The organism is Treponema sp. OMZ 805, assembly GCF_050937395.1.
In the GTDB taxonomy this organism is placed as follows: Bacteria; Spirochaetota; Spirochaetia; order Treponematales; family Treponemataceae; genus Treponema.
Genome location: NZ_JACCLP010000003.1, coordinates 69166 through 91923, shown reverse-complemented (window position 1 = coordinate 91923; position 22758 = coordinate 69166). Strand labels below are relative to the sequence as shown.

At 43.7% G+C, this 22758-nt stretch carries 18 protein-coding genes and 2 pseudogenes; 15 read left to right on the top strand and 5 right to left on the bottom strand.

Translation table 11 applies throughout. The annotated features are described in order from the left end of the window. Nucleotides 1-48 precede the first annotated feature (48 nt). The 5 genes from HGH47_RS03765 (at nucleotide 49) to HGH47_RS03745 (ending at nucleotide 8201) form a co-directional block, all read left to right on the top strand. Entirely contained in the window at nucleotides 49-828 is a 780-nt protein-coding gene (locus HGH47_RS03765; protein ID WP_212565598.1) for an outer membrane lipoprotein-sorting protein, read from the top strand. Nucleotides 829-967: 139 nt separating this feature from the next. Beyond that, nucleotides 968-3169 carry a hypothetical protein gene (locus HGH47_RS03760; protein ID WP_230974491.1) on the top strand — a complete coding sequence of 734 codons (2202 nt, stop codon included), beginning with the start codon at nucleotides 968-970 and terminating at the stop codon, nucleotides 3167-3169. Between the two features lie 276 nt (nucleotides 3170-3445). Then, on the top strand, nucleotides 3446-4042 hold the full coding sequence (locus tag HGH47_RS03755) for a TetR/AcrR family transcriptional regulator (RefSeq protein ID WP_212565597.1): 597 nt from the start codon (nucleotides 3446-3448) through the stop codon (nucleotides 4040-4042). An 82-nt stretch (nucleotides 4043-4124) separates the two neighbouring features. After that, nucleotides 4125-6620 carry a PEP/pyruvate-binding domain-containing protein gene (locus HGH47_RS03750; protein WP_432910463.1) on the top strand — a complete coding sequence of 832 codons (2496 nt, stop codon included), beginning with the start codon at nucleotides 4125-4127 and terminating at the stop codon, nucleotides 6618-6620. A gap of 225 nt (nucleotides 6621-6845) precedes the next feature. Further along, nucleotides 6846-8201, top strand: coding sequence for an MATE family efflux transporter (locus tag HGH47_RS03745; protein ID WP_212565596.1), 1356 nt, complete (start codon nucleotides 6846-6848; stop codon nucleotides 8199-8201). Here the strand turns inward: HGH47_RS03745 and HGH47_RS03740 are convergent. The 4 genes and pseudogenes from HGH47_RS03740 to HGH47_RS03725 all read right to left on the bottom strand — a co-directional run bounded on the left by HGH47_RS03740 (nucleotide 8198) and on the right by HGH47_RS03725 (nucleotide 9855). Next, nucleotides 8198-8395: a PIN domain-containing protein gene (locus HGH47_RS03740; RefSeq protein ID WP_212565595.1), complete on the bottom strand. Its 198-nt coding sequence runs from the start codon at nucleotides 8393-8395 to the stop codon at nucleotides 8198-8200. The two genes, HGH47_RS03745 and HGH47_RS03740, sit on opposite strands and share 4 nt — an antisense overlap. Then, nucleotides 8379-8630: a hypothetical protein gene (locus HGH47_RS03735; protein WP_212565594.1), complete on the bottom strand. Its 252-nt coding sequence runs from the start codon at nucleotides 8628-8630 to the stop codon at nucleotides 8379-8381. The genes HGH47_RS03740 and HGH47_RS03735 overlap by 17 nt, the downstream gene beginning before the upstream one ends. A gap of 170 nt (nucleotides 8631-8800) precedes the next feature. After that, nucleotides 8801-9055 (bottom strand): annotated as a pseudogene (locus HGH47_RS03730) (hypothetical protein); the annotation flags it as partial. A 104-nt stretch (nucleotides 9056-9159) separates the two neighbouring features. Beyond that, nucleotides 9160-9855 carry a DNA methyltransferase gene (locus tag HGH47_RS03725; RefSeq protein WP_432910458.1) on the bottom strand — a complete coding sequence of 232 codons (696 nt, stop codon included), beginning with the start codon at nucleotides 9853-9855 and terminating at the stop codon, nucleotides 9160-9162. Nucleotides 9856-10123: 268 nt separating this feature from the next. Here HGH47_RS03725 and HGH47_RS03720 point away from each other — a divergent pair, with 268 nt between their 5' ends. The 7 genes and pseudogenes from HGH47_RS03720 to HGH47_RS03690 all read left to right on the top strand — a co-directional run bounded on the left by HGH47_RS03720 (nucleotide 10124) and on the right by HGH47_RS03690 (nucleotide 17286). Further along, entirely contained in the window at nucleotides 10124-10873 is a 750-nt protein-coding gene (locus tag HGH47_RS03720) for a head GIN domain-containing protein (protein ID WP_212565591.1), read from the top strand. Nucleotides 10874-10901: 28 nt separating this feature from the next. Beyond that, nucleotides 10902-11243 (top strand): annotated as a pseudogene (locus HGH47_RS03715) (nitrous oxide-stimulated promoter family protein); the annotation flags it as partial. Between the two features lie 21 nt (nucleotides 11244-11264). Then, nucleotides 11265-11765 (top strand): methyltransferase family protein, encoded by a 501-nt coding sequence (locus HGH47_RS03710; protein WP_330997247.1) that lies wholly within the window; start codon nucleotides 11265-11267, stop codon nucleotides 11763-11765. Between the two features lie 196 nt (nucleotides 11766-11961). Then, nucleotides 11962-13929, top strand: a complete 1968-nt coding sequence (locus tag HGH47_RS03705; protein WP_432910454.1) for an ABC transporter ATP-binding protein — start codon at nucleotides 11962-11964, stop codon at nucleotides 13927-13929. A gap of 16 nt (nucleotides 13930-13945) precedes the next feature. Continuing rightward, nucleotides 13946-14557, top strand: a complete 612-nt coding sequence (locus HGH47_RS03700; protein ID WP_432910451.1) for a class I SAM-dependent methyltransferase — start codon at nucleotides 13946-13948, stop codon at nucleotides 14555-14557. Nucleotides 14558-14635: 78 nt separating this feature from the next. Next, complete coding sequence (locus HGH47_RS03695; RefSeq protein ID WP_432910448.1) at nucleotides 14636-15133, top strand: GNAT family N-acetyltransferase; 498 nt, start codon at nucleotides 14636-14638, stop codon at nucleotides 15131-15133. A 338-nt stretch (nucleotides 15134-15471) separates the two neighbouring features. Continuing rightward, nucleotides 15472-17286 (top strand): ABC transporter ATP-binding protein, encoded by a 1815-nt coding sequence (locus tag HGH47_RS03690; RefSeq protein WP_432910445.1) that lies wholly within the window; start codon nucleotides 15472-15474, stop codon nucleotides 17284-17286. Nucleotides 17287-17484: 198 nt separating this feature from the next. Here the strand turns inward: HGH47_RS03690 and HGH47_RS03685 are convergent, their stop codons facing one another. Then, nucleotides 17485-18432 (bottom strand): L-lactate dehydrogenase, encoded by a 948-nt coding sequence (locus HGH47_RS03685; RefSeq protein ID WP_212565586.1) that lies wholly within the window; start codon nucleotides 18430-18432, stop codon nucleotides 17485-17487. Between the two features lie 294 nt (nucleotides 18433-18726). On the opposite strand from HGH47_RS03685, the gene HGH47_RS03680 reads away from it, so the two are divergent. The 3 genes from HGH47_RS03680 to HGH47_RS03670 are packed head-to-tail and all read left to right on the top strand — an operon-like array spanning nucleotide 18727 to nucleotide 22698. Beyond that, a complete protein-coding gene (locus tag HGH47_RS03680) occupies nucleotides 18727-20580 on the top strand; it encodes a sugar phosphate nucleotidyltransferase (RefSeq protein ID WP_414162752.1) in 1854 nt (617 codons plus the stop codon). Then, the gene (locus tag HGH47_RS03675; protein ID WP_212566488.1) at nucleotides 20558-22102 is read left to right on the top strand and encodes a BCCT family transporter; all 1545 of its coding nucleotides are present in this window, start codon (nucleotides 20558-20560) and stop codon (nucleotides 22100-22102) included. The genes HGH47_RS03680 and HGH47_RS03675 overlap by 23 nt, the downstream gene beginning before the upstream one ends. After that, a complete protein-coding gene (locus HGH47_RS03670; RefSeq protein WP_212565585.1) occupies nucleotides 22099-22698 on the top strand; it encodes a DUF2715 domain-containing protein in 600 nt (199 codons plus the stop codon). Before HGH47_RS03675 ends, HGH47_RS03670 begins: the two co-directional genes overlap by 4 nt. The last annotated feature ends 60 nt before the right edge of the window (nucleotides 22699-22758 follow it).

Here is a 22758-nt window from a genome sequence, read left to right as displayed (position 1 = left end):
TCTGCTATAACCACCGCCATCCGTGGCGGTATTGTATAGGAGGAAAAAATGAAACACTTACTGAAAACAGTTTTGATACCGTTGTTGGTTGCCGGTATCGCAGGAACACTTGCTGCCGAAGACGGTAAAAGTGTCGTACAAAAGTCGCTGGATGTACCGCGTCCGCGTTTTACGCACAGCGCTGTAAAAATGGAATTGATCGATTCAAACAATTCCGTTGACGAACGCATGATCGAAGAATGGGCAAAAGATCCCGGTGATAAAACCGGAGCGGCGTTGATTATATTCCGGCAGCCTGCTTCGGTAAAAGATACGCGATTTTTGCAGATCGTGAATAAAGACCGTGCCAATGATAAATGGATATATATGCCCGCACTGCGCACAACTCGACGCATTGCTTCCTCCGATGGCTCAAAGTCTTTTATGGGAACTGATGCGAGCTATGACGATTTGGAAACGCGCAAGATTGACGAGGACACGCACGAACTGCTGGGAACAGAAACAGTCGGATCTTACACCTGTTATAAGATTGAATCGACACCGGTTAACGCAAAGTCAAGCCAGTACCTTAAGCGAATTTCATACATCGATCAAAAAACATCCATACCGATAAAAATTGAAATGTATGATAAAAAAGGTGCGTTGCTGAAAGTTTTGGAAATTGAAAAACTCGAACAACAAGGAGCCTATTGGATTCCTATGCAGGGGAAAATGACGAACGTACAAACGAAGCATACTACTCGCATCACCATTCTCAAGCTCGAATTGGATAAACCGATCAACGATAAAATGTTCACGCAGAATTTTTTAAACACAGGAAAACTGTAATATAATTGGTAATTCATAATTTGTGATGGGTAATTACTTATTACAAATTACCAATTACAAATTGATTACGCATTACCAATTAGCCATTGGAATTGCCGCAGGAAGCCGTTGCGGGGCGATGAATACGGAGAGGCTTAATATGAAGAAAAAGTTTTTGATGTGTGTGCTGATTGCAGTTGCGCTACTGGGAACGCTGTTTGCGCAGGAGTCTTTTTTTGACGATGCAGGAGAAATAGCGTCCGACTCTGCGGAAACGAATTTCACTTCGGCAGAAACGGATACAAGCAGCGCAATGAGTTCAGCTTCGATGAGCAAATCGGAAAAAACGCTGGAATGGCACGGCTTCGCTAAACTGGATACACGACTTTGGGTACATCCCGATGTAAAGCGGGCTGATGCAATTCCTGTGTTCGGACTTACGGTGAGTCACAGCAACGCTAAAACGGAGTTGTCCGCCGATTTGCAGTTGAATGTGCGGACGATAAAAGATTATCCGCTTGATATTCTGAATGAATTGACGATGCGTGTCTATTTAGGCGACTGCGTATTGTCTGCAGGAAAACTGAAATTGGTATGGGGCAAGGGCGATATGATTCACGTACTCGATGTGTTTAATGCAAACGACCTTACCGACTTTACCATTCCAGCCTATATAGACCGCAGAATAGGCGAACCGATGGTACACTTTGCCTATAATGCGCCGATCCCGCTGCGGCTTGAACTTGCATGGGCTCCGTCTATGACACCCGACCGTATCGCGTTGAATGGTCCGTGGGTTCCTACACAGATTATGACGGTGCAAGCAAAGGCAAAAACACTCGCAGAATCCTATATTGAAAAATTTTCTCAAGCAGCCTTACTGCCGAATATTACCGTACCGTCTGCCGATAAACTGTATGCTTCTTTATATGATCCGATTGAACGTACCGCTAAAGCGTTATATGAGAGTATTGACCCTTCGGCTTTTCCTTCCGAAATTCCTCTTAGCAGATTACTGAAAGATGCCGATTTTAAACAGTTTACTCAAACAGTGCAATCCGCCATCGGGAAGGACGCACAACTCATCGCCGAACTGCAGCAAGGGATTGGCACAAATAAAAAAGCGATAAAAGACCTCCTTATAAAAAAACGGGATGATGCAAAAGCTGCATGGGAGAATATCCCTGGTGGTATCTTCAACGCAGTCGACAAGCGTGTCGCAGCAGAAAAATACAAGACGTTAAAAGAATTGGTAGAAAGCATCGATGCCTACGAAAATAGTCCCGTATACAATGCCTTGCTCGAAACGGTTGAGAAGGTCGCACGGCTGCCCGATAACGGTGAGGTCGTTAAATTGTTGAAAGATCCCGCAAGTCTATTAAGCAGTGTTATTGTGAAGCTGCCTGATGAGGCAAAGAGGCAGATTATCGAATTGATTAAAAAAGCTGCACCGCCTGAAAAGATTGCAGAGATCATCGCTCGCAACGCGGCGGATGCCCTTGCCGGTTTCCTTAAAACAGAGAGTGACCTTATCACAAAAGAAATAACGAAAACCGTTGCTGCCTATAAACAGCAGGTAATCACGGCTGCGCATTTTGCCGTCAATAATGTGCCGCTCAATCCGCTTACCAAATTGGGGGTAGCTGCCTTTTTACCCGATATACATAACATCAAATACGGACAGTACGGCATACGGCTTTCCGGTTCGGCAGGGCCGGTGGATATGGCGGGGCAGTATTATTTCGGTCACTATAAGACACCGTCATTTGACGTAGAAGCCATGGTTGCCAATGCGCTTGCAGGTAAAAGCCTCGCCGATTGCGTGCACTATGATCCGGTACATATCTTCGGCATCGATATTGGTGCAGCTATTGCAATGTTTAATTTAAAATCGGAATTAGCCTATTACATGACAGGTGACTTTAAAGGTACCGATCCCGCAGTACATAACAATAGTATTCAGTGGGTGATAGGATTTGACGTTGATATTCCTTTAAATAATATCAATATTAATATCCAAAACCTCGGCGCATGGACACTCGGCTTCAAACAGGTAAAAGAAAATAACGGAAACGGGAAATTCGATATGGATTGGGATACATCAGAAAAAGCTACCAACAATAAATTGATTGTCAACATTTCCGATTCTTGGTTGCATGAAAACCTTACCGATTCCATAACCTGTATCTGGGGCATAGAACATAACGATTTTGTCATAATGCCTAAGCTGCGTTACCGTATTAAAGACGAATTATATGTAGAAGGTACCGGCGCCTATATCTATGCTGCAAACAAAAAGAGCGAGTTTTCAAATTGGAAAAACAACCATTTTATCCAAGCAAGTCTTGAATACCGGTTCTAAAAAGATGCTCATTGTAAAGAGAGTATTTTCTCCTCTTGATAGATGTGTTCAAGTGTATACATAGCGCGATTGTTTTCTATTGAATCAAAGGCATACAACGTTTGCTGTTGAACAGAGACTATGAATAAACCGTATAATATTCATTGACATACACGAAGTCTTTTGCTATATTAGCAATGAATAAATGATAAAATATTCACAAACATAGAGACGAGTGAGTAATCCCGAAACACTGTGACGAGGTATTAAACGCTCCGTATGAACGAAGGATGCAGTATGCCGAAAGCATTTACCGAAGAAGAACGCATAAAAATAAAAGAAGCGCTTATGGAAACCGCGCTCGATTTATTTCACGATAAAGGAACAAAATCCTTGAGCATAGCGGAATTGACCAAACGGGTCGGTATTGCACAGGGGAGTTTTTATAATTTTTGGAAGGATAAAGATGCTCTGATTATAGAACTCATTGTGTACCGCTCAAATCAAAAACTACGCAATATTGAAAAAAAGTTTTCAACTTCACTTGCCGACCCGGCGGCATTTCTTACGGATATGATATACAAATCTTCGATTGATCTTATGATAAAAATTCAAAGCCAACCTATTTATCAGGATGCGTTTAAGCTCTTTGAAGCAAAGGGGCAAAATGAGGCACATAAAATTGAAATTCTGTATCAAGATTTTTTAGCAAAGCTAATATGGTATTGGGAACAGCACAGTGCAATTACGTGGGTAGATCAAAAAGGGTTGATGAGCGCATTTATCGGGAGTGCGGTTTTGTGTTCTCAGTGTTATCAATTTGATGAAGCGTATTTTAATGATGTGCTGCGAACATATATTGCCGGAGTTGTGCACAAATATATAGAAGTATGAATGTAAGCGTTTAAAAGAAAAAGGCATACAGAGAAACCGCACTGAAAATACTGTAAGCGTTTTTCCTTAAAGGAGTTGAATAATGCGGATAGCTGATTTTACACAGATACATAAAGATGATGTACTCATTGCAGGCGGTAAGGGCGCTAACCTTGGCGAGATGACTGCTGCGGGAATACCGGTTCCTAAGGGATTTGTGATTACCGCAGATGCGTATCGAGAATTTCTCAAAGAAAATAACATAGATGAAATTATCTTGCGCGTTCTTACAGAGGCGCAAACGGATGAACAAGCCTTGTTATCCGCAGTCGGTACATTTCGGAAGAAAATCATAACAGGACATTTTCCTGCTCAATTGGAAAAAGAGATACGGAATAAATATGCAGAACTCGGAGAAGCTGCGAGAGTTGCGGTTCGCTCATCAGCAACAGCGGAAGATTTACCCGATGCAAGTTTTGCAGGTCAGCAGGAAACGTATTTAAATGTGCAAGGGATAGAAGATGTCCTGCTTCAAATACGCCATTGTTATGCTTCACTATGGGGAGAGAGAGCGGTACGCTATCGATTTAACCAAGGATATAATCAAAGCGGTGTTGCGATTGCCGTTGTCATTCAAGAAATGGTAGAAAGCGAGAAAGCGGGCGTTCTGTTTACCGTCAATCCGGTAACACAAAACAAAGATGAAATACAGATCAACGCAAGTTACGGATTGGGGGAAAGTGTGGTAAGCGGCCGTGTAACGGCAGATAGCTATATTGTAAATAAATCAGGCGATGTGCTAGAAGTAACTATCGGAAGTAAAGAAACGCAAATTGTTTATGCAGATAAAAACACAAAAGAAGAATCGGTAAGCGAGGAAAAAAGAACAGCGCGGGCATTGAATGATACTGAGATTGCAGCTCTATTGAGCGCTGCACTAAAAATAGAAAAACACTACGGTATGCCGATGGATATTGAATGGGCAATACAAAAGAACGAAATATATATTTTGCAAGCACGTGCAATAACAACCTTAAAAAATAATGATGATAAGAAGCTAGTTCAGGAATATCTCAAAGGTAGTAAATTAACACGAATGATGAAACAAAATATGGCTTTTCAGTTTGAAAAAATGCCGTTTGCATACCGTGCACTGGACTTTGATTATATGCTAGCAATTAACAACCAAAAAGCACGGATATTCGCAGAAGGCGGTATTGTTTTTAATTCAAACCCTGTAATTGATGACGATGGTATTCAGACGCTTCCGGAAAACAAAAAAGGGTTTACGCTGCGTATTTTTCATATTTTTAAAATTATTCGGATGCTTAAAAATTTTGACTATTGTGTAGAAGTATGTAAAAATTTTATGACTCAATATGAACAAGAAATAGCGCATATTAAAACCTTAGATTTTGAAAATATGAGTTTAGCCGAATGTACTGCATTTATGGAACGAAGTTATGTGCTGACAGAAAAACTTGCATACGATAGATTTAAGTATGCATTATTCCCGTCTTTTTTAATGAGCAAAAAATTCACCAAAATAATACAACGTGTAGATACGAATTATTCCGCCTTTGATTTTTATTGGGAACTCAATAATAAAACAGCGGTCGTTACCAATGCTGTTTCTCGCATAGCGGATACGATACGGAAAAACACAGCCCTAACGGAAGCCATACTATCAGGCGAAAGATTCAACACACTGTGTGCCGATTTTCCTGCATTTAAGCAGCTTGCGGATGATTTTATTAAAGAGAATGGTTTTAAGTCTGACTACAACTGCTATTGCATCGAAGCAAAAACATTTATCGAGGATCCCTATAGGCTTGTCAATATTATACGCCCGTTATTAAACACCGCTGATACATCCGATCAGCATTCTCATGATAACAAGAATTATACGGATTTAATACAGCAATTAAAGCGTATTTATGGAAACAAATATCCGCGTATAGAAAAAGACATACAGCGCTTCCGGTATTTTCATGTTGTTCGAGAAGAATCGCAGTATCTCTGGGAAACACTCTTTTATTATGTCAGACAGTGTGTAAAGCGGATAAATATTCTGCTCTTAAACAGCGGAGATTATAAAAACGGAATTGCAAATCTTTTTCATCGTGAATTACTGGAAGTGTTGAAAGCCGGATATATCAGTGATGTTTATAAAGAAAAGATCGCAAGACGGAATGAAAAATTTCCGCTTGCGGGAAAAGTTTGGGAAGCTTCAAAATTACTGGTGTTTGATTCAAAAGGGGATGTGCTGAAAGGGGTGAGCGGAAGCCCGGGAACTGCTGTAGGAACGGTACGCATTATCCGCACACCTGAAGAATTTTATAAGATGCAAAAAGGAGATGTGCTGGTGTGTCATCTCACCGATCCTGAATGGACACCGCTTTTTAAACTTGCAAGTGCTGTCGTTGCAGATACCGGCTCTGCACTCAGCCATGCAGCGATTGTTGCACGGGAATTTAATATACCGGCAGTATTGGGTGTCGGTTTCGCCACCGCCAAATTCAAGGACGGCGACCTCATCACCGTTAACGGAAACAAGGGTGAAGTACGGAGCTGTGCAGACGCATCAGGTGCTTTTTAGCTATGCCGCAGAATACGTGAGTCCGTTCAACCAGAGTTTCGCCGCTTTGCGGCTCAAATGGTTGCTCTGCCTCACGTATTCTGCGTTACTTGATCCACACTTCCTGATGCATCTGCACTGAGTTTGAAAAAATGGTGGGAAATTTTATTTAAAATTTTCCACTAAAGGAAAGCAACCGTTCAAAAGATTTCCGATACGGTTGCCTTACATTACGGAGTTGCTGGGATGGATTTAAAAGAACAAAGGCGATTGAATATTTTAACAAAACCGATTTTTCCGTTGCTCATTAAAACGGCAATTCCGACTATAATCGGTATGCTGATCAGTGTTATATACAATTTAACCGATACCTTTTTTGTCGGACAATTACACAATAGATCGATGATTGCGGCAATCGGTGTGGTGTTCAGTTTTGTCAGTGTTATTCAAGCAATCGGGTTTTGGTACGGTTACGGCAGCGGTAACGTAATGTCAAAGAAAATCGGAGAACACGATTATGCGGAAGCGGAAATCATTTCGTCGATAGGCATTGTCATTGCAATCGTAACCGGCATCGTAATCGCAATCGCAGCATATATTTTTGTTGTACCGCTTGCAACACTGATCGGCGGCAGTGCATCTCAAGACGTGCTCGCCTTTACCGTGCAGTATTTAAAGATCATTATCATCAGCATTCCGTTCAGCTTATATGCAATAACCGTGTATAATCAGCTGCGCTTATGCGGAAATGTACGCGATGGAATGATCGGATTATTGTCCGGAATGCTGAGCAATATGGTACTGGATCCGTTATTGATGTTTCCGCTTAATATGGGATTTATCGGCGCCGGATATGCAACACTGATCGGTCAGATTATCGGATGTATTGTGCTGACCGCACTTGCTCGAAGCCGCGGAGCTATTTCTTTTAGCATAAAAAAAGTTCAATGCAGTAAAGCGCGTGTGTATCATATTCTTGCAGGGGGGCTTCCCAATTTTTCGCGGCAGGCAATTACCGGTGCTGCATTGGTGCTGCTCAATGTTACGGCGGCGCAGTACGGCGAAAGTATGATCGCTGCTTTAACAATAAGTTCAAAAATTGTTGCAGTGGCTTTTATGATTATGATCGGTTGGGGGCAGGGGTTTCAACCGATTTGTGCGATGAATTACGGTGCTCAACAATATGAGCGGGTAAAAAGGGCCTTTATTACGACTGTTACCGTGGGAACAATTTTTTTAACAGTCGCTTCAATAATCCTATTCATCTTCGCCGAACAATGTATTCATCTTATGTCCAATGATGATGAAGTTGTGTCTACCGGAATTACGATACTCAGGATGCAATGCTTTTCGCTTCCGTTGCTCGGCGCTTTTGCCGTCAGTAGTATGTTCATGCAGAATATCGGCAATTATTTTTCAGCGCTCCTCATATCAATTTCACGGCAGGGTTTCTTTTATGTACCACTCCTATATCTTCTGCCTGCCGTATACGGCAAAACCGGCATCTACCTGCTGCAACCGGTTTCCGATTTTTTATCCTTCCTATTTGCCGTTGCAGTCGTGTATAGGTGGTATAAAAAAATGCGGACGATTTGGAATTAAAAAAGCTCGTATATATTCTCTGTCGGAATATATTTTTTTAAGATATAAAATAGCGTTGAAATAGTATGAACTGCTGCAACTCCCGTTATTTCTTCATTTTTACATTTTTTAACAATACACTGTGCATTATTAAAAAACTGAGGACGTTTTGCTAAAAAATCAACTAAGATATTTGTGTCAAGTAATACTGTCATATTTCTTAACCGTTTCTTCTACAATAGCGTGTTTATAATCAATATCTGGTGGGATACAACCTACATACTGTACTAGAGTTTCATACGCTTTATTTTTTTCTCGCTGCGTTATATTTCCACGAGTTTTTTTACTCAGCGTTTTATTTTTTAAAAATAAATATTCAATATAATGTTGCACTTCCTGCTGTAATTCGGTAGAAAGTAAATTATATTGATGTAACATTATCTCATTCATACACACCTCTCTTGCAATCTTTTTTCGGTAAGTGGAAGAAGTTTTTTAACTTCATCAAGTGTCAAGGTTTTCGTATTACCTCTTGTCTTTATTGTCCGATGCGAGAACTCGTTGACCTATTTGAAACCGAAAGTTTCAGAATAGGTCTGTTATTATAGAAAAAATGCATCTTACAATGCTTCTATTTCTGCTTGAGATAGTCCGGTTATCTCAGTAATTAGAGACACCTCAAAGTTTTTTAACTTCATAAACCTTGCCGTTTCCTTTTTTCCGTCTAAAAAACCTTGTTGTAGCCCCTCACGTCTTCCTTGCTGTATACCAAGCATGAGGCTTTCTCTCCGCTGTACGGCAATATCAGTATCATAATCGTATTCTGCTATGAGCATATTAATAACCTCCCTCGATTTCCTTTGTAAGTACTCTTTTGCTTTTTCATCGGTACTAAAAAGATCGACGAATACAGAGTCTTTATAGTTGCGATTATCTGGTCCGGACTTAATCATAGCGTTAGTATATCACATTTTGCCGTTTATTCGAATTGCCTGTCACTCATCATCTTCTTCATATACGGGAGGATGAAAATGTTGAGGCTGTAGCCGGTTTTGCCGAATTCGCATTTTTTAAGCAGCATTTGGGGGATTTTTTTGACGGTGATATTGTGACATGTTTTCGCTGCTGCGGAATCAAATGAGGTACAGGCGATGGTAAGATATTCTCCCTCCTGCATGGTGTTTTGGATGAATTGCAGGTAAGCAGCGCTTACATAGCGGGTTGTAACGAATAAAAAGGACTTTTCGCTTGAAACGGACTGCTTCCAAAAAAGGTCGGCATCGGGCTTGTAGATAAAGCCTTCGTGCAGGGCAGCGGCGGCGCTGAGCATATCGGGGCTGTATGCTTCGTTGATGACCGACTGTCCAAAAGAGTCGAGGTTGATAAGGGTTGGCTCTAATGTGTAGAAGATGTAACCCCCGCCGCCCTGCCAGTTGACGGCTTTTGAAATACCGCCTTGGTCTTCACCCGAAATAACCTTATCAAGCCTGACCTTACAATGGGTGTAGGCGTGCTCTCCCATTTCGATGCCGATCCACCGCCGCCTCATTTTGTGTGCAACGGCAGCGGTTGTCCCCGAACCGAGGAAGGAGTCAAGCACGAGGTCATTGGGATTACTCGCAAGGGTAATGATGCGCTTCATCAGCCGTTTAGGTTTTTTGGGGGGGGCAAACACGGATTCCGAATTAAATACCTTTACTTCTTTGCGTGCATCCTAATTGTGGCCGACTTCAGTATATTTCCAAAGCGTCGTTGCAGTGATACCTTGCTTTTTGCAGCATGAGGAAGAGTATAGCACAAAATTGCAGCTACTTGTATACCACTGCAATATTAAAAAGAACCTATTAACGGGTTTGTCGATATAGGTTTGTCTGTCAACGTTGACATAGCGCCCGCCTTAAAGTATTCTATGTTAAGATATTTACCATTTAGTAGGATTTTTTATGAATAAAACAAAGAGCAAAATTATCAATATAATATGTACCGCCATTACCGCACTGCTTTTGTTTGCCACCGGCGGCTGCCCGGGATCGCTCACCTCTATTCGCGGGAACGGGAACGTAAAACAACAGAACTTTTCACTGAATAGTTTTAAGACCGTTTCCATCAGCGGCGACTGGACTGTCGAGATAACACGGAACGGAACATTTTCCGTTACCGTAGATGCCGATGAAAATCTTTTTGACTATTTAGATATACAAGTCAACGATAGTGGTAATAACCTCCATATCGGCTTCAAAAAAGGGTACGCTATAAGCAACGCCCACTGCAAAGCTTCTATTACGATGCCGGTTTTAACACAATTAACAGCTTCCGGATCGCTGACCGGTACGATTTCATCATTCGATATGCACAGGGGAACAATGACAATAGATGTATCCGGTTCCGGCGATATTACTGCACGCAATATTGACGTAAAAAAACTAGAGTTGAACATATCCGGTTCGGGATCTTTTACAGCGTCAGGAAAAGCCGAACACATGAGAGCTGCTATTTCCGGTTCCGGCAATATCAAAGCTACCGACTTGAAAGCCGAATATGCCGATATATCCATTTCAGGTTCAGGCTCTGCAAATGTGTGGGTTACAAAGGTTTTACGAGCCGATATCAGCGGCAGCGGAAGCATTTGGTATAAAGGCGACCCTGCTATTATACGTAAGATATCCGGCGTGGGCAGTGTATCTCCTCTGTAGAAAGTGAGGCCATTTGTAAAGTATCGATATGCATAAGATGACGGTAGAAGATGAAGTACGCTTGGTCGATTCGATGATCGATCTCTATGCCGCGGCACATCGGCATAATCCTTCAAAGTCTAATAGGGAAGTCATTGATGCAGCGGTGCCGGACGTGGAGGCGTTAAAAGCATATACACACAAACGGATTGAACAATGCCGGTATCGCGGTAAGCAGGAAAAGCCGTTTTGTAATGTTTGTCCCGTGCATTGCTACAAGCCGGAGATGCGCCGACAAATCCGTGCGGTTATGCGCTACAGCGGTCCGCGTATGTTATTCCGCCATCCAGTTTTGAGCTTACAACATCTTATCGGCACCATTCGTAGCAAAAAGAAGGCAAAGGATACTGAAATGAAAACAACTGAACAAGAGCATCTTCCAATACTCGGTATCGGTCCGATTTGTATTGCAATTATGATTGCGTTCACTGCCGCAGGTATTGCAGCGGTAACATTCGGTATGCTGACAAGCGGAAACATTCGCAGTGCAATCATTGCAAGCGTGTTTGTCATTGTCGGGGTTTTGTGTATTGCAGGCGGCGTTGCATTGTGGTGCACTGCAGTATTCGGTGCCCGCATCGACACCAAAATAAAAGCAAATCAACTTGCAACGGATGGTGTTTACGGCCTTGTGCGTAACCCGATCTATTCCGCCTTTTTATTTATCTGTACCGGAGCGCTGCTATTTTGCCGGAACTGGTATGTATTGATATTGTCTCCGCTCTTTTGGCTATACCTCACCATATTTATGAAATTGACGGAAGAGCGATGGCTTACCGAACGTTTCGGTGATGAATACGCTGCGTATTGCAAACGGGTCAACCGCTTTATTCCGTGGAAAAGACGAAAATAATGTTTAATTGATAATGTGTAATTGGTAATCGGTACTGCATAATTAAAACGGCTTATATGAAGCACTTAAAGAAGCGGTTGTTGTCTACAAGTATCTTTGTTAGATGCCGTTGACAATCTATTTCTGTTTGGATATATTTTTTCATGTCAAACAGCTGACGATACCGTCGATTATTTGATATGGAGGCCTATGCTCTATGAATGATACAAAAAGATCACTGGGGAAAAGTTCTGCAAAGGAGCGGCAATCCCCGGTAAATGCTACAGAGGAAAATCCTGCATGGGGAAAAAAAGCACCGCAGCAGCAGGAACGAAATCCGGCAAAGCAGCAAGCCATTAAGCGGCTGTTAAGCTATGCGGGAAGCAGCAAAGGGCTTTTACCACTGTCGCTGGTGCTTTCCGCTTTAAGCGCACTCGTCAGTTTTGTGCCGTACATTATGGTGTTCTTTGTAATGCGCGATGTGATTTCCGCAGTTGCGGCAAAAGAAGCGGTGAACGCAGCAGCTCTTGCACGCTATGGGCTGTGGGCGGTCGGTGCTGCGGCGGCGGGCTTTGTGCTGTATTACACGGCGCTCATGCTTTCACACGCGACGGCATTTACCATTCAGCAAAACCTTTCGATACGGATGGCGGAAACACTGGCAGACCTGCCCATTGGCTGGCATATTACGCATGTCAGCGGCAAGGTACGCAAGGTGTTTGAAAAAAACATTAATCAGCTTGAAACGCTCATTGCTCATAATATGCCTGACACCGCACAGAACATGGTCTCTCCTTTTGCGATACTCGCCCTTACACTGGTATTCGACTGGCGGCTCGGGCTGATTTCTCTTTTACCGCTTGTGCTTGCGTTTGTTCTGCAAGCTGTTTTAATGCGGATCAGTACAAACTCCGGTTTTATGCAAAAGTATGAAGACGCGCTTGAGCAGATGAACAACGCAGGTACCGAATATGTACGCGGTATTTCGGTTATCAAAACTTTTAATCAGTCTGTGTATTATTTTAAAAACTTTTACACCTCGATTATGAACTATAAAGAGTTCGTTCTCCAATATTCGATGTCGTGGGAAAACGGCTATTCGATTTTTTTATCGCTGATTAAACTCGGGTTTGTCTTTTTACTTCCGGCAGCGTTATTGATGGCCGGGACAGCAACGCTTGACCCGCACTTTTTTTACAGCTTTGTGTTTTACCTCGCCTTTGCACCGGTTACCTATACGATGCTGATGAAAGTTATGTATGCAAACACGTTTTATCAACGCTCAAACGATGCGCTCAACCGTATCGAAGATATTTTGCAAGCACCGCTGACCAAAGAACCGGAAACATCCATACTGCCTGAAAAATATGATATTGCATTTAACGACGTGATATTTTCATATAAGACGGAACCGGCTGCCGCCTCTGCAAAGACCGCACCGGAAACAGACGGAGAAAACACCGGCAGAGCAGCCCCGTCTCCTCAGAGCCGCACCGCGGTAAACGGCATCACACTCAGCATCCCCGAACATTCGCTCACTGCGCTGGTCGGTCCTTCAGGCGGCGGTAAAACCACTCTGGTCAATTTACTCGGCCGTTTTTGGGAAATCGATTCCGGAAGTATCAGTATCGGCGATGTTGACATCCGTAGCATAAAAACAAGCGACCTGCTGCACACCGTCGGTTTTGTATTCCAAGAGAATAAGCTCTTTAAGGAAAGCATCTTAGAAAATATCCGCTACGGCAAAAAAGATGCAAGCCGTGAAGAGGTAATGGAAGCGCTCCGCAAAGCCGAGTGTATGGACATTATCGAAAAACTGCCCGCCGGTATCGACACGGTGTACGGCGCCAAGGGTACATACGTCTCAGGCGGAGAAGCCCAGCGGCTTGCCATCGCCCGCGCCTTGTTGCAGGATGCCCCCATCATCGTACTGGATGAAGCAACCGCCTTTGCCGATGCCGAAAACGAATACAAAATCAAAAAGACCTTCGACGTACTGCTCAAAGACAAAACCGTCATCATGATTGCACACCGCCTTTCCTCAGTCGTAAACGCAGATAAAATCTGTGTTATAGACGAAGGCAAAATCGCAGAAGAAGGCACACATAAGGAACTGCTTGTGCGGAAGGGTTTGTACGCAAGTATGTGGGACAATTTCCAAAAAGGCATCGAGTGGAAAGTGTGAATCAGGGGAGGAGAAAATGAGTTTAGGAGATAATTTTAGAAAACCTGCGGGCTTTATCGGTAAGCTGATTGTCGCGGGAATGAATTCAGGACATACACGCATGGCGGAATGGGGCTTTTCGCATTTGGATGGAAAAATTTTAGGCAGCGGTCTTGATATCGGATGCGGCGGAGGCGCAAATGTCAAACGATTGCTTGAGCGCGGCTGCGAAGAGGTAACCGGTATTGATTATTCCGATGTCTGTGTTGCGCAATCGACGAAATGCAATAAGGCGTATATCGAACGGGGAACCTGCCGTATACTGCAAGCAAGCGTTTCTTCCATGCCCTTTGAAAACGATTCATTCGATATTGCAACGGCATTCGAAACGGTTTATTTTTGGCCGGAAATAGAAACAGCGTTTAAAGAAGTGTTCCGCGTGCTCAAAAAAGGAGCGCACTTTTTTATCTGCAACGAAGTAGACGGGCTTCATAAAGGCGATGAAAAATGGCCGAAAAGAATCAGCGGTATGAAAATCTATACCGGTGAACAGTTGAGCGCACTGCTGACTTCGGCAGGCTTTACCGGTATACAAACCGACTCGCTTTTTGCAAAAAGGTATCTGTGTGTAACAGCGCGGAAAGGGTAAATAATTGATAATTGATAATTGATAATTAAATAAGATGGTACTGGTAACCGGTTTATAAAAAATATTATCGAGGTGTTCATGACATTAAGAAAATATGAGGCGCAAGATTCCAAAATCATTTGCAGTTGGATTAAGGATACAAAGCAGCTTTATCAATGGTCTGCCGACAGAATAGGGCGGTTTCCGTTAAATGGCAATGAGTTAAATGAATACTATGATTCGATGAACGGTATACAGTCTATCATTCCTCTTTGCGCCGTTGACGAACACACCGTGCTCGGTCATTTGTTTATCCGGTACCCAAATAAAGACGATAAAACACTCGTCCGATTTGGGTTTATTATACTTTCGCCTGAGAGCAGAGGAAAGGGAAACGGAAAGGAAATGGTAGCACTTGCAATAGAATATGCAAAAAACGTTTTGCATGCTTCAAAAATAACATTGAGAGTGTTTACGAATAATGAACGCGCTCGGCATTGTTATGAAATCGCCGGTTTCCAACCAACAGGAAAAGTTATAACCTATATGATGCCGGATGGCGTATGGGAATGTATTGAAATGGAATTGAATATCTAACTTTGAGGTCGGGTATGAACATACAAGATTTTTGGAATGCAATATTAACACAAGATGCCGAATGCACCGTGCTCGCCCCTTCCAAAAAACAGCTCTGCTCTGATCGGGCGGTAAAATAAGGCTATATCCTTTTTCAGCGAATGTCTTACGGATTGAGACACGTCAATCCAAAAAACAGAATTCCCCCTGAAAGCGGACGGGATGTTCATTTTTGGGCGGGTTTCCAAAGGGTGCAACCCTTTGGTCGTCATTTTTCTTTAGAAGGGGTCGTAGGGGAAGACCTTTCTTTTTATCGAAAAAAAAGAAAGGTCTTCCCCTACAAGACGTTTGGAGGAATTATGTTACAAAGATTTTTTGCGTTATCCGATGCGGGGACGCGGAATGTGCGTTTGTCAATTACACTCGGGGTTATTATCAATTTGTTTGTGATGGTGCCGCTGGGACTTTCGCTGTATGTGCTGCAGTATTTTTTAGCGCGCATTATGCAGCAAGGTTTTAAAGCTCCGAATGTATGGGCGGTGGTAGCAGCCGGAGCGGCGTTTATAGCCGTGCTGTTTATCCTTGAAAAATTAAAGTACGGCAGGACGTATAACGGCGCGTATGAAGAAGCGGCAAATGTGCGTATTTCGCTCGCGGAATCGCTTCGGAAGCTCCCGCTGTCGTATTTCGGCAGGCAAGATTTATCGTATTTGACCTCGACGCTTTTAAACGATGTTACAACGATTGAACAAGCGTTTTCTAATGTCGTGCCGGAAATGTTCGGCGGTATTATTTCGATTTTAATTGCGGCGGCTCTTTTAGCGTTTTTGGATTGGCGGATGACTATTGCGTTGTTTGTTTGTGCCTTTGCAGGATTTTTTATTGTTGTCGGCTGCCGGAAGCTGTCGGAAAAAAAGATGAAAAGCGTCATCGTACGGAAGGATGCAATATACGATTCGCTACAGCAGATGATAGACAATATCAAGGTGCTGAAATCTTCCGATAAAAAAGCTTTGTATGTGCAAAAGCTCAAAGACGATATTACCGAAACAACGCACGCTGCGCTCAAATCGGAAGCTGCAATCGGCGCGCTTATGTTCGGTGTGGCCGCGTTGATCCGGTTCGGCTTTCCGCTCGTCATTTCTTACGGAGCGTACTTGCTGTCGCAGGGGAAAATCGAACTGTTGACCTATATCGTTTTTTTGTTGGTCTCATGCCGTATCTTCGATCCGTTGACGACAGTGTTTATGCTGCTTGCCGAATTCTTTTATACACTGATTGCTGTTGAGCGGAAGCAGGCGATTATCAATTATCCCAAACAGACGGGCAGTGAAAGTTTTAAGCCGAACGGCTACGACATTTGCTACGATAATGTGTCGTTTTCATATAATGAACCGAGCAGTAAAGGTGCGACTGACATCGGTGGAAGCGCTGCCGGTAATTCCAATAATGCAGGCACCGCCGCAAACGATGCCGGAGAAAACACGGTAAGCGGAATCAGCTTTACCGCCAAGCAGGGCGAAATTACCGCGCTCGTGGGACACTCCGGCTGCGGGAAATCCACCATTGCGCGATTGGCTGCGCGCTTTTGGGATACGTCATCGGGTACGGTCAGCATCGGCGGTGTTGATGTTTCCTCGGTAGAACCGGAAACCCTGCTCAGCGCGTTTTCGATTGTGTTTCAGGATGTCGTGCTCTTTAACGACACGGTGTACAACAATATTTTAATCGGCAACCGGAATGCGACGAGGGAACAAGTGCTCGCTGCCGCAAAAGCCGCGCAGTGTGAGTCGTTTATCGAAAAACTGCCGCAGGGCTACGACACGGAAATCGGCGAAAACGGTTATACCCTTTCCGGCGGAGAACGCCAGCGGCTTTCCATCGCCCGCGCCCTCCTCAAAGATGCACCGATTATCCTTTTGGATGAAGCAACCGCAGCCCTCGACCCTGAAAACGAAACGCTTATCCAGCATGCCATCGGTACACTTATAAAAGGTAAAACCGTTATCGTCATCGCTCACCGCCTCCGTACCGTAGAAAATGCTGATAAGATTATCGTGCTCAACAAAGGAACCATTGCCGAAACCGGCACCCACGCCGAGCTGATGAAAAAAGACGGCATTTATCGGGAGATGTATCGGCTGCAAAGGGAAAGCGACCAGTGGTCGGCGTAAACTTGCAGATATGCGGGCATCTGCGTTGTCGATGAAAAATGTACACGGAAGTACATTTTTCATCGACAACATCGCATCTAAAGCTCAAGGAAACTGTCCTTTTGGACAGCCTTTCGTCGTTGAGCAGTATATTAATGATGTACGCTGCTCAACAGCCGCCCTAAAACCCTACATAAAAAATATGCTTTTTAACAGTTTTTAACAGATAGAAAGATAGGCATCGTGGAGTCGCTGTGCGCTGGCTTCAAGCGCTGACTGTTCATCCTTGGGAAGTTCGCCTTCGATGATTTTTTCTACACCGTTTCTGCCGACAATACAGGGAACGCTCAAGCAGGCGTCGTGCAAACCGAATTCTCCGTTTAGAGCCATCGAAACGGAGAGGATACTGCGTTCATTCCGCAAAATGGCGCCGGCTATTCTGGTAAGCGCCAAGCCGACGGCAAAATAGGTAGAACCTTTGTAGTCAATGATATGATAGGCTGAATGGCGTACTTCGTCCAAGATTTTTTCCTTATCGAAGTGAATGCCTGAAGTGCAGGCGCCGTTTCCGCAGTATTCATCGATACGCCGTCCGGCTATGGTGGTCATCGACCATGCGGCAAATTCGCTGTCGCCGTGCTCACCGAGAATGTATCCGTGTATATTACGGGCATCGACGCCGCATTCTTTGCTGAGTACGTAGCGGAAGCGGGCAGTGTCCAAGACGGTGCCGGAACCGATAACACGCCCGCGTTCCCAGCCGCTTGCTTCGAGCGCTACCTTTGTAAGAATATCGACGGGGTTGCTGACGAGCAGCATCACACCTTTGCAGCCGCTTGCGGCAATTTCTTTGGCAATGTTTTTAATGATGGCAGCATTGCGTTTAAGGAGATCTATTCTCGTTTCTCCCGGCTGCTGTTTTGCACCGGCGGTTATGACGATAATATCGCTGTCCGCATAATCGGTTTGACTGCCGGTATGGATATCGACCTGTGGCAAAAACGGTAGGCCGTGGACAAGATCCATTGCCTGCCCTTCCGCAAAGTTTTTATTCATATCGGTTATTGCAATCTCATCGGCAAAACCGCTTTGAGCCAACGCATACGCAAAGGTTGCCCCGACGGAGCCTGCGCCGACGATTGTTACTTTTCGTTTCTTTTGATCCATAAAAGTCTCTCCTAAAATAATTTCGGTACCGCCTAACCTAGATTAGATATGAAAGGGTACCTTTAATTACTATACACTTTTAAGTAGATAAATTATAGAGAGTCTGATTGTAATGAGACCGTTCGATAATTTATCATGAGGATGCCGAAAAAGTAACCGACTTTTGAGACATCCCCGCATTTCTTGTAAAGCGTGACGTAAATAATCTACCCTTCTTGTTCACTTATTTTCTGTTCACTTTCCAACATTTTTATCATTGACAGTGAACAAAAACTAAAATATACTACATTTTATATGAAAAGACGATATTTTCAAATTATCGAGTTAATGAAAAAAAATCCGGCGATTACGCAGCGGGATATTGCTGGCACATTAAAAATATCACTCGCGTATGTCAATCAAATTCTCTTTGCTATGGAACAGGATGGTCTTCTTAAAACGAACGGATTACCCGCCATCGGCAAAAGAGTTCTAACCATTAAAGCGCATACCGAATACGATTCGTGTAAAGTTGACAATGCTATTATTATGGCGGCGGGTTTTGGCTCGCGGTTTATTCCGCTCACCTATGCCATCCCCAAAGGGTTGCTGGAAGTTTTCGGTGAGCGGATGATTGAACGCCAAATCAAGCAGCTGCAGGAAGCGGGCATTACCGATATCACGGTAGTCGTCGGCTATCTGAAAGAAACCTTTGAATACCTCATCGATAAATACAATGTAAAACTTGTATACAATCCCGATTTTGAAAGTAAAAACAATCTTTCAACACTGTATCATGTTCGCGACAAACTCAAAAACACCTATATTCTTTCCAGCGACAACTGGCTGCGAAAAAATATGTATCACACGTATGAATACGATTCATGGTATTCGTCCGTAAAAGTGAACGAAAAGACTACCGAATGGGTATTGCAGCTGGGTTTACATGACAAGATAATGAAGGTGAAGGTCGGCGGCAGGAACGCATGGGTGATGTACGGGCCGGTCTATTTTTCGCGTGCTTTTTCCGATGCCATCCGTCCAATGATTGAAGAAGCCTATCACCGCGAGGATACCGACGACTGGTATTGGGAAGACGTATTGAGCCGTCACTTAAACACGTTGACGATGTTTGCAAATAAACAGCCCTCCAATCAGGTATATGAATTTGAATCGTTGGAAGAGCTGCGCCAATTCGACACCTCATACATGATTTCCACACAGAATAAATGGATGGAATTGATCTCCCGTGTATTCGGGCAACCTGAAATGCAGATCAAAAATTTACGTCCGTTGCGGCTTGGAATGACTAATAAATCTTTCATATTTGAACTGAACAACAACAAATATATTTTCCGCATTCCGGGCGCCGGTACTGACATTCTTATCAACCGGAAACAGGAATATGCGGTATATAAAGCGATTGAGCCGCTCGGTATCTCCGATAAGATTATCTATTTTGACCAAATAACCGGCGTAAAAATCAGTCAGTTTGAAGAAAATATGCACATAGCGAATCCTCACAACTCGGATGATTTGGAAGCGTGTATGTGGATAGCCCGTAAGCTGCATACATCCGGTATTACGGTACGGCACCGATTTAATTTTAGGGAGCGGATTAATTTTTATGAACAGCAAGCGGAAGCAAAGCACGGTATTCTTTTTTACGATTATGCCGAAGTCCGGGAAAAAATGAACACCTTGCTGGATTTACTCGATACACTTAAAAAACCGGAAGTGCTGACCCATATCGATTTAATCTGCGATAATTTTATTGTCAGCGATGGTGATGTTAAACTGCTCGACTGGGAATACGCCGCGATGTGCGATCCGCTGGCCGACCTTGCAATGTTTTCTATTTACTCTTACTTTTCCGAAGCTCAAATAGCCGATCTTATGCACCGCTACTTCCGCCGCGATCCGGAAAGCGAAGAGAAGTTACGTGTCTATATCTATGTTGCGCTTGCAGGATTCTTATGGGCGCTGTGGACATGTTATAAACAAGCGCTGGGAGAAAATTTCGGTGAGTACGGGCTAAAGATGTACCGATATGCAAAAGATTATTACAAACAAATTATGCAGATGACGGAGTTTCCTGCTCAACAAGATGGAGAAAATGAAGAAACAACCAATGAACAAACACAAAATGAACACTCGGAAGCTCAATAAAGGCTGGTACGGTTCCGGAGAAATCGATTGGATTATTACCCTTTTACCGCTCATCATTGTAACCGGCACTGCGGCATTGCTGCTTACCTTTCCGAAGCACTCGATGAAGGTCATTGATACTCTATGGAATATTTTTGTCAATAAGCTTGGATTTTTCTATATACTTCTTGGCTTCGGCTTAGTGTGTACCGCATTTTATCTTGCTTTTTCAAAATACGGAGCAATCCGGTTAGGCAGTCTCGATAAACCGCGCTATAGCAATTTTACATGGGGCGCCATGATTTTTACCTCTACGATGGCTGCCGATATTTTGTATTGGTCGCTTATCGAATGGGGATATTACTACACAGCATCGCCATTCGGGAAACATCTGCTTACGGCAGCTGAAAAACAAGACTGGGCTGCAACATACCCGCTGTTTCACTGGGGCATTACCCCGTGGAGCTTCCATATCGTATGCGCTGTTGCGTTCGGTTATATGCTCCATGTACGGCAGCGGAAAAAGCAAAAACTTTCCGAAGCGTGTCGCCCCCTTTTCGGTAATAAAATCGACGGCATACTGGGAACCATCATCGATGTATTTTCAGTCGTCGGTCTTTTAGCAGGAACCGCAACGACATTTTCGCTTGCAACACCGCTGTTGTCGCTGGCAATTTCCACCATCTCCGGCATTCCTGAATCACGGATGCTTACCTTGGTTGTACTCTGCATTATTGCAGCGGTATATACCTCGGCTGTTCTGCTGGGGATAAAAGGCATTTCTCATCTGGCAAAGGTTGCCGTTGTGTGTTTTTCAAGCCTCATTGTATTTGTGTTTTTGTTCAGTCCCAAACTCTATATTATCGAAACAAGCATAACCGGCATCGGGAAGATGCTGCAAAACTTTATCTCGCTTTCCACATGGATGGATCCCCTACGGATTTCGGGCGCAGACGGTGCAGGGTTCCCGCAGCAGTGGACGATTTTTTATTGGGCATATTGGATTGCATGGTTTGTCGCAACGCCGTTCTTTATCGGGACAATCTCGGAAGGGCGAACGGTACGGAATACCGTATTAGGCGGGCTTATGTGCGGTATCGCGGGAACCTATTGCTCGTTTATCGTGTTGGGGAACTACGGTCTCTATTTGGAAACGCATGGCTTATTACCGGCAGCGGAACGGCTTGCTGCCGGTATCGCCCCCGCAGAAATTATTTTAAGCATTTTGGAAACGCTACCATTTGCGAAAGTCGGTTTAGTGCTGCTCATCATCACGATGATTGCTCTCTATGCGAGTACATTCGATGCAATTACAATGGTTATTGCGTCTTATTCGCAGCGGCAGCTGGAAGGCAGTGAACCTAAAAAAAGCCTGCGGGCATTCTGGTCGGTTGTCTTTATCTTACTACCGGCAGCGTTGATTCTTACCGGCAGTAACCTCAGCCAGCTGCAAAGCTTATCAATTATCGCCGCCTTTCCGCTCGGCATCATTATGATCTGCATTATTGTCAGCTTTTTAAAGGATGCGAAGGAGATTATATGAAAAGGAATTGCATTACTGCCGTATTGCTGCTTGCACCGCTTTATCTTTTTGCAGCAGGATTTGACCACTTTGTTTTCGCACCGCATAACGGAATGACAGGCGCAATTCTCGCACATACGTCCCACTATGCCGATAAAATGTATTTGTATGAAACAATGGCCGGCCCTGCAATCGGATTGGATATCATATTCGTACAAAAGAAAAACGGCTTTACTTTTATGATCAACAATAATATTATGCCTATTTTTATAATAGAGCATCGTACAGATCCTTATAAACCGCCAGAATCGATGCACGGCGAAGCGCGATCGATGGGATTCGGTATAATCGGTTATTTTGAATTTCTTTTCGGATACACACACGGTATCGGAAGTAATTTTGAGCTTATGGTTGGCATAGGCCCCGCAGGACTGTGGCCGTTAGCGCCTGCTCTTAATATGCGTTTAAGCGGCGCATATTACTTTAATAAAAAATGCGGAATATTTTTCGGGGTCGGCAATAGCCTCGGTTGTTTGCCCAACCCGACACGACGAGACATCAATATTGTTAACGCGACCGTTATTTCAATCGGACCCGTTTTTAGAATAGACCGATGACATCAACTGCTACAAGAACTCAGATTTGTCGAAAATAAGACAGGAGATTCCCAACGAAGG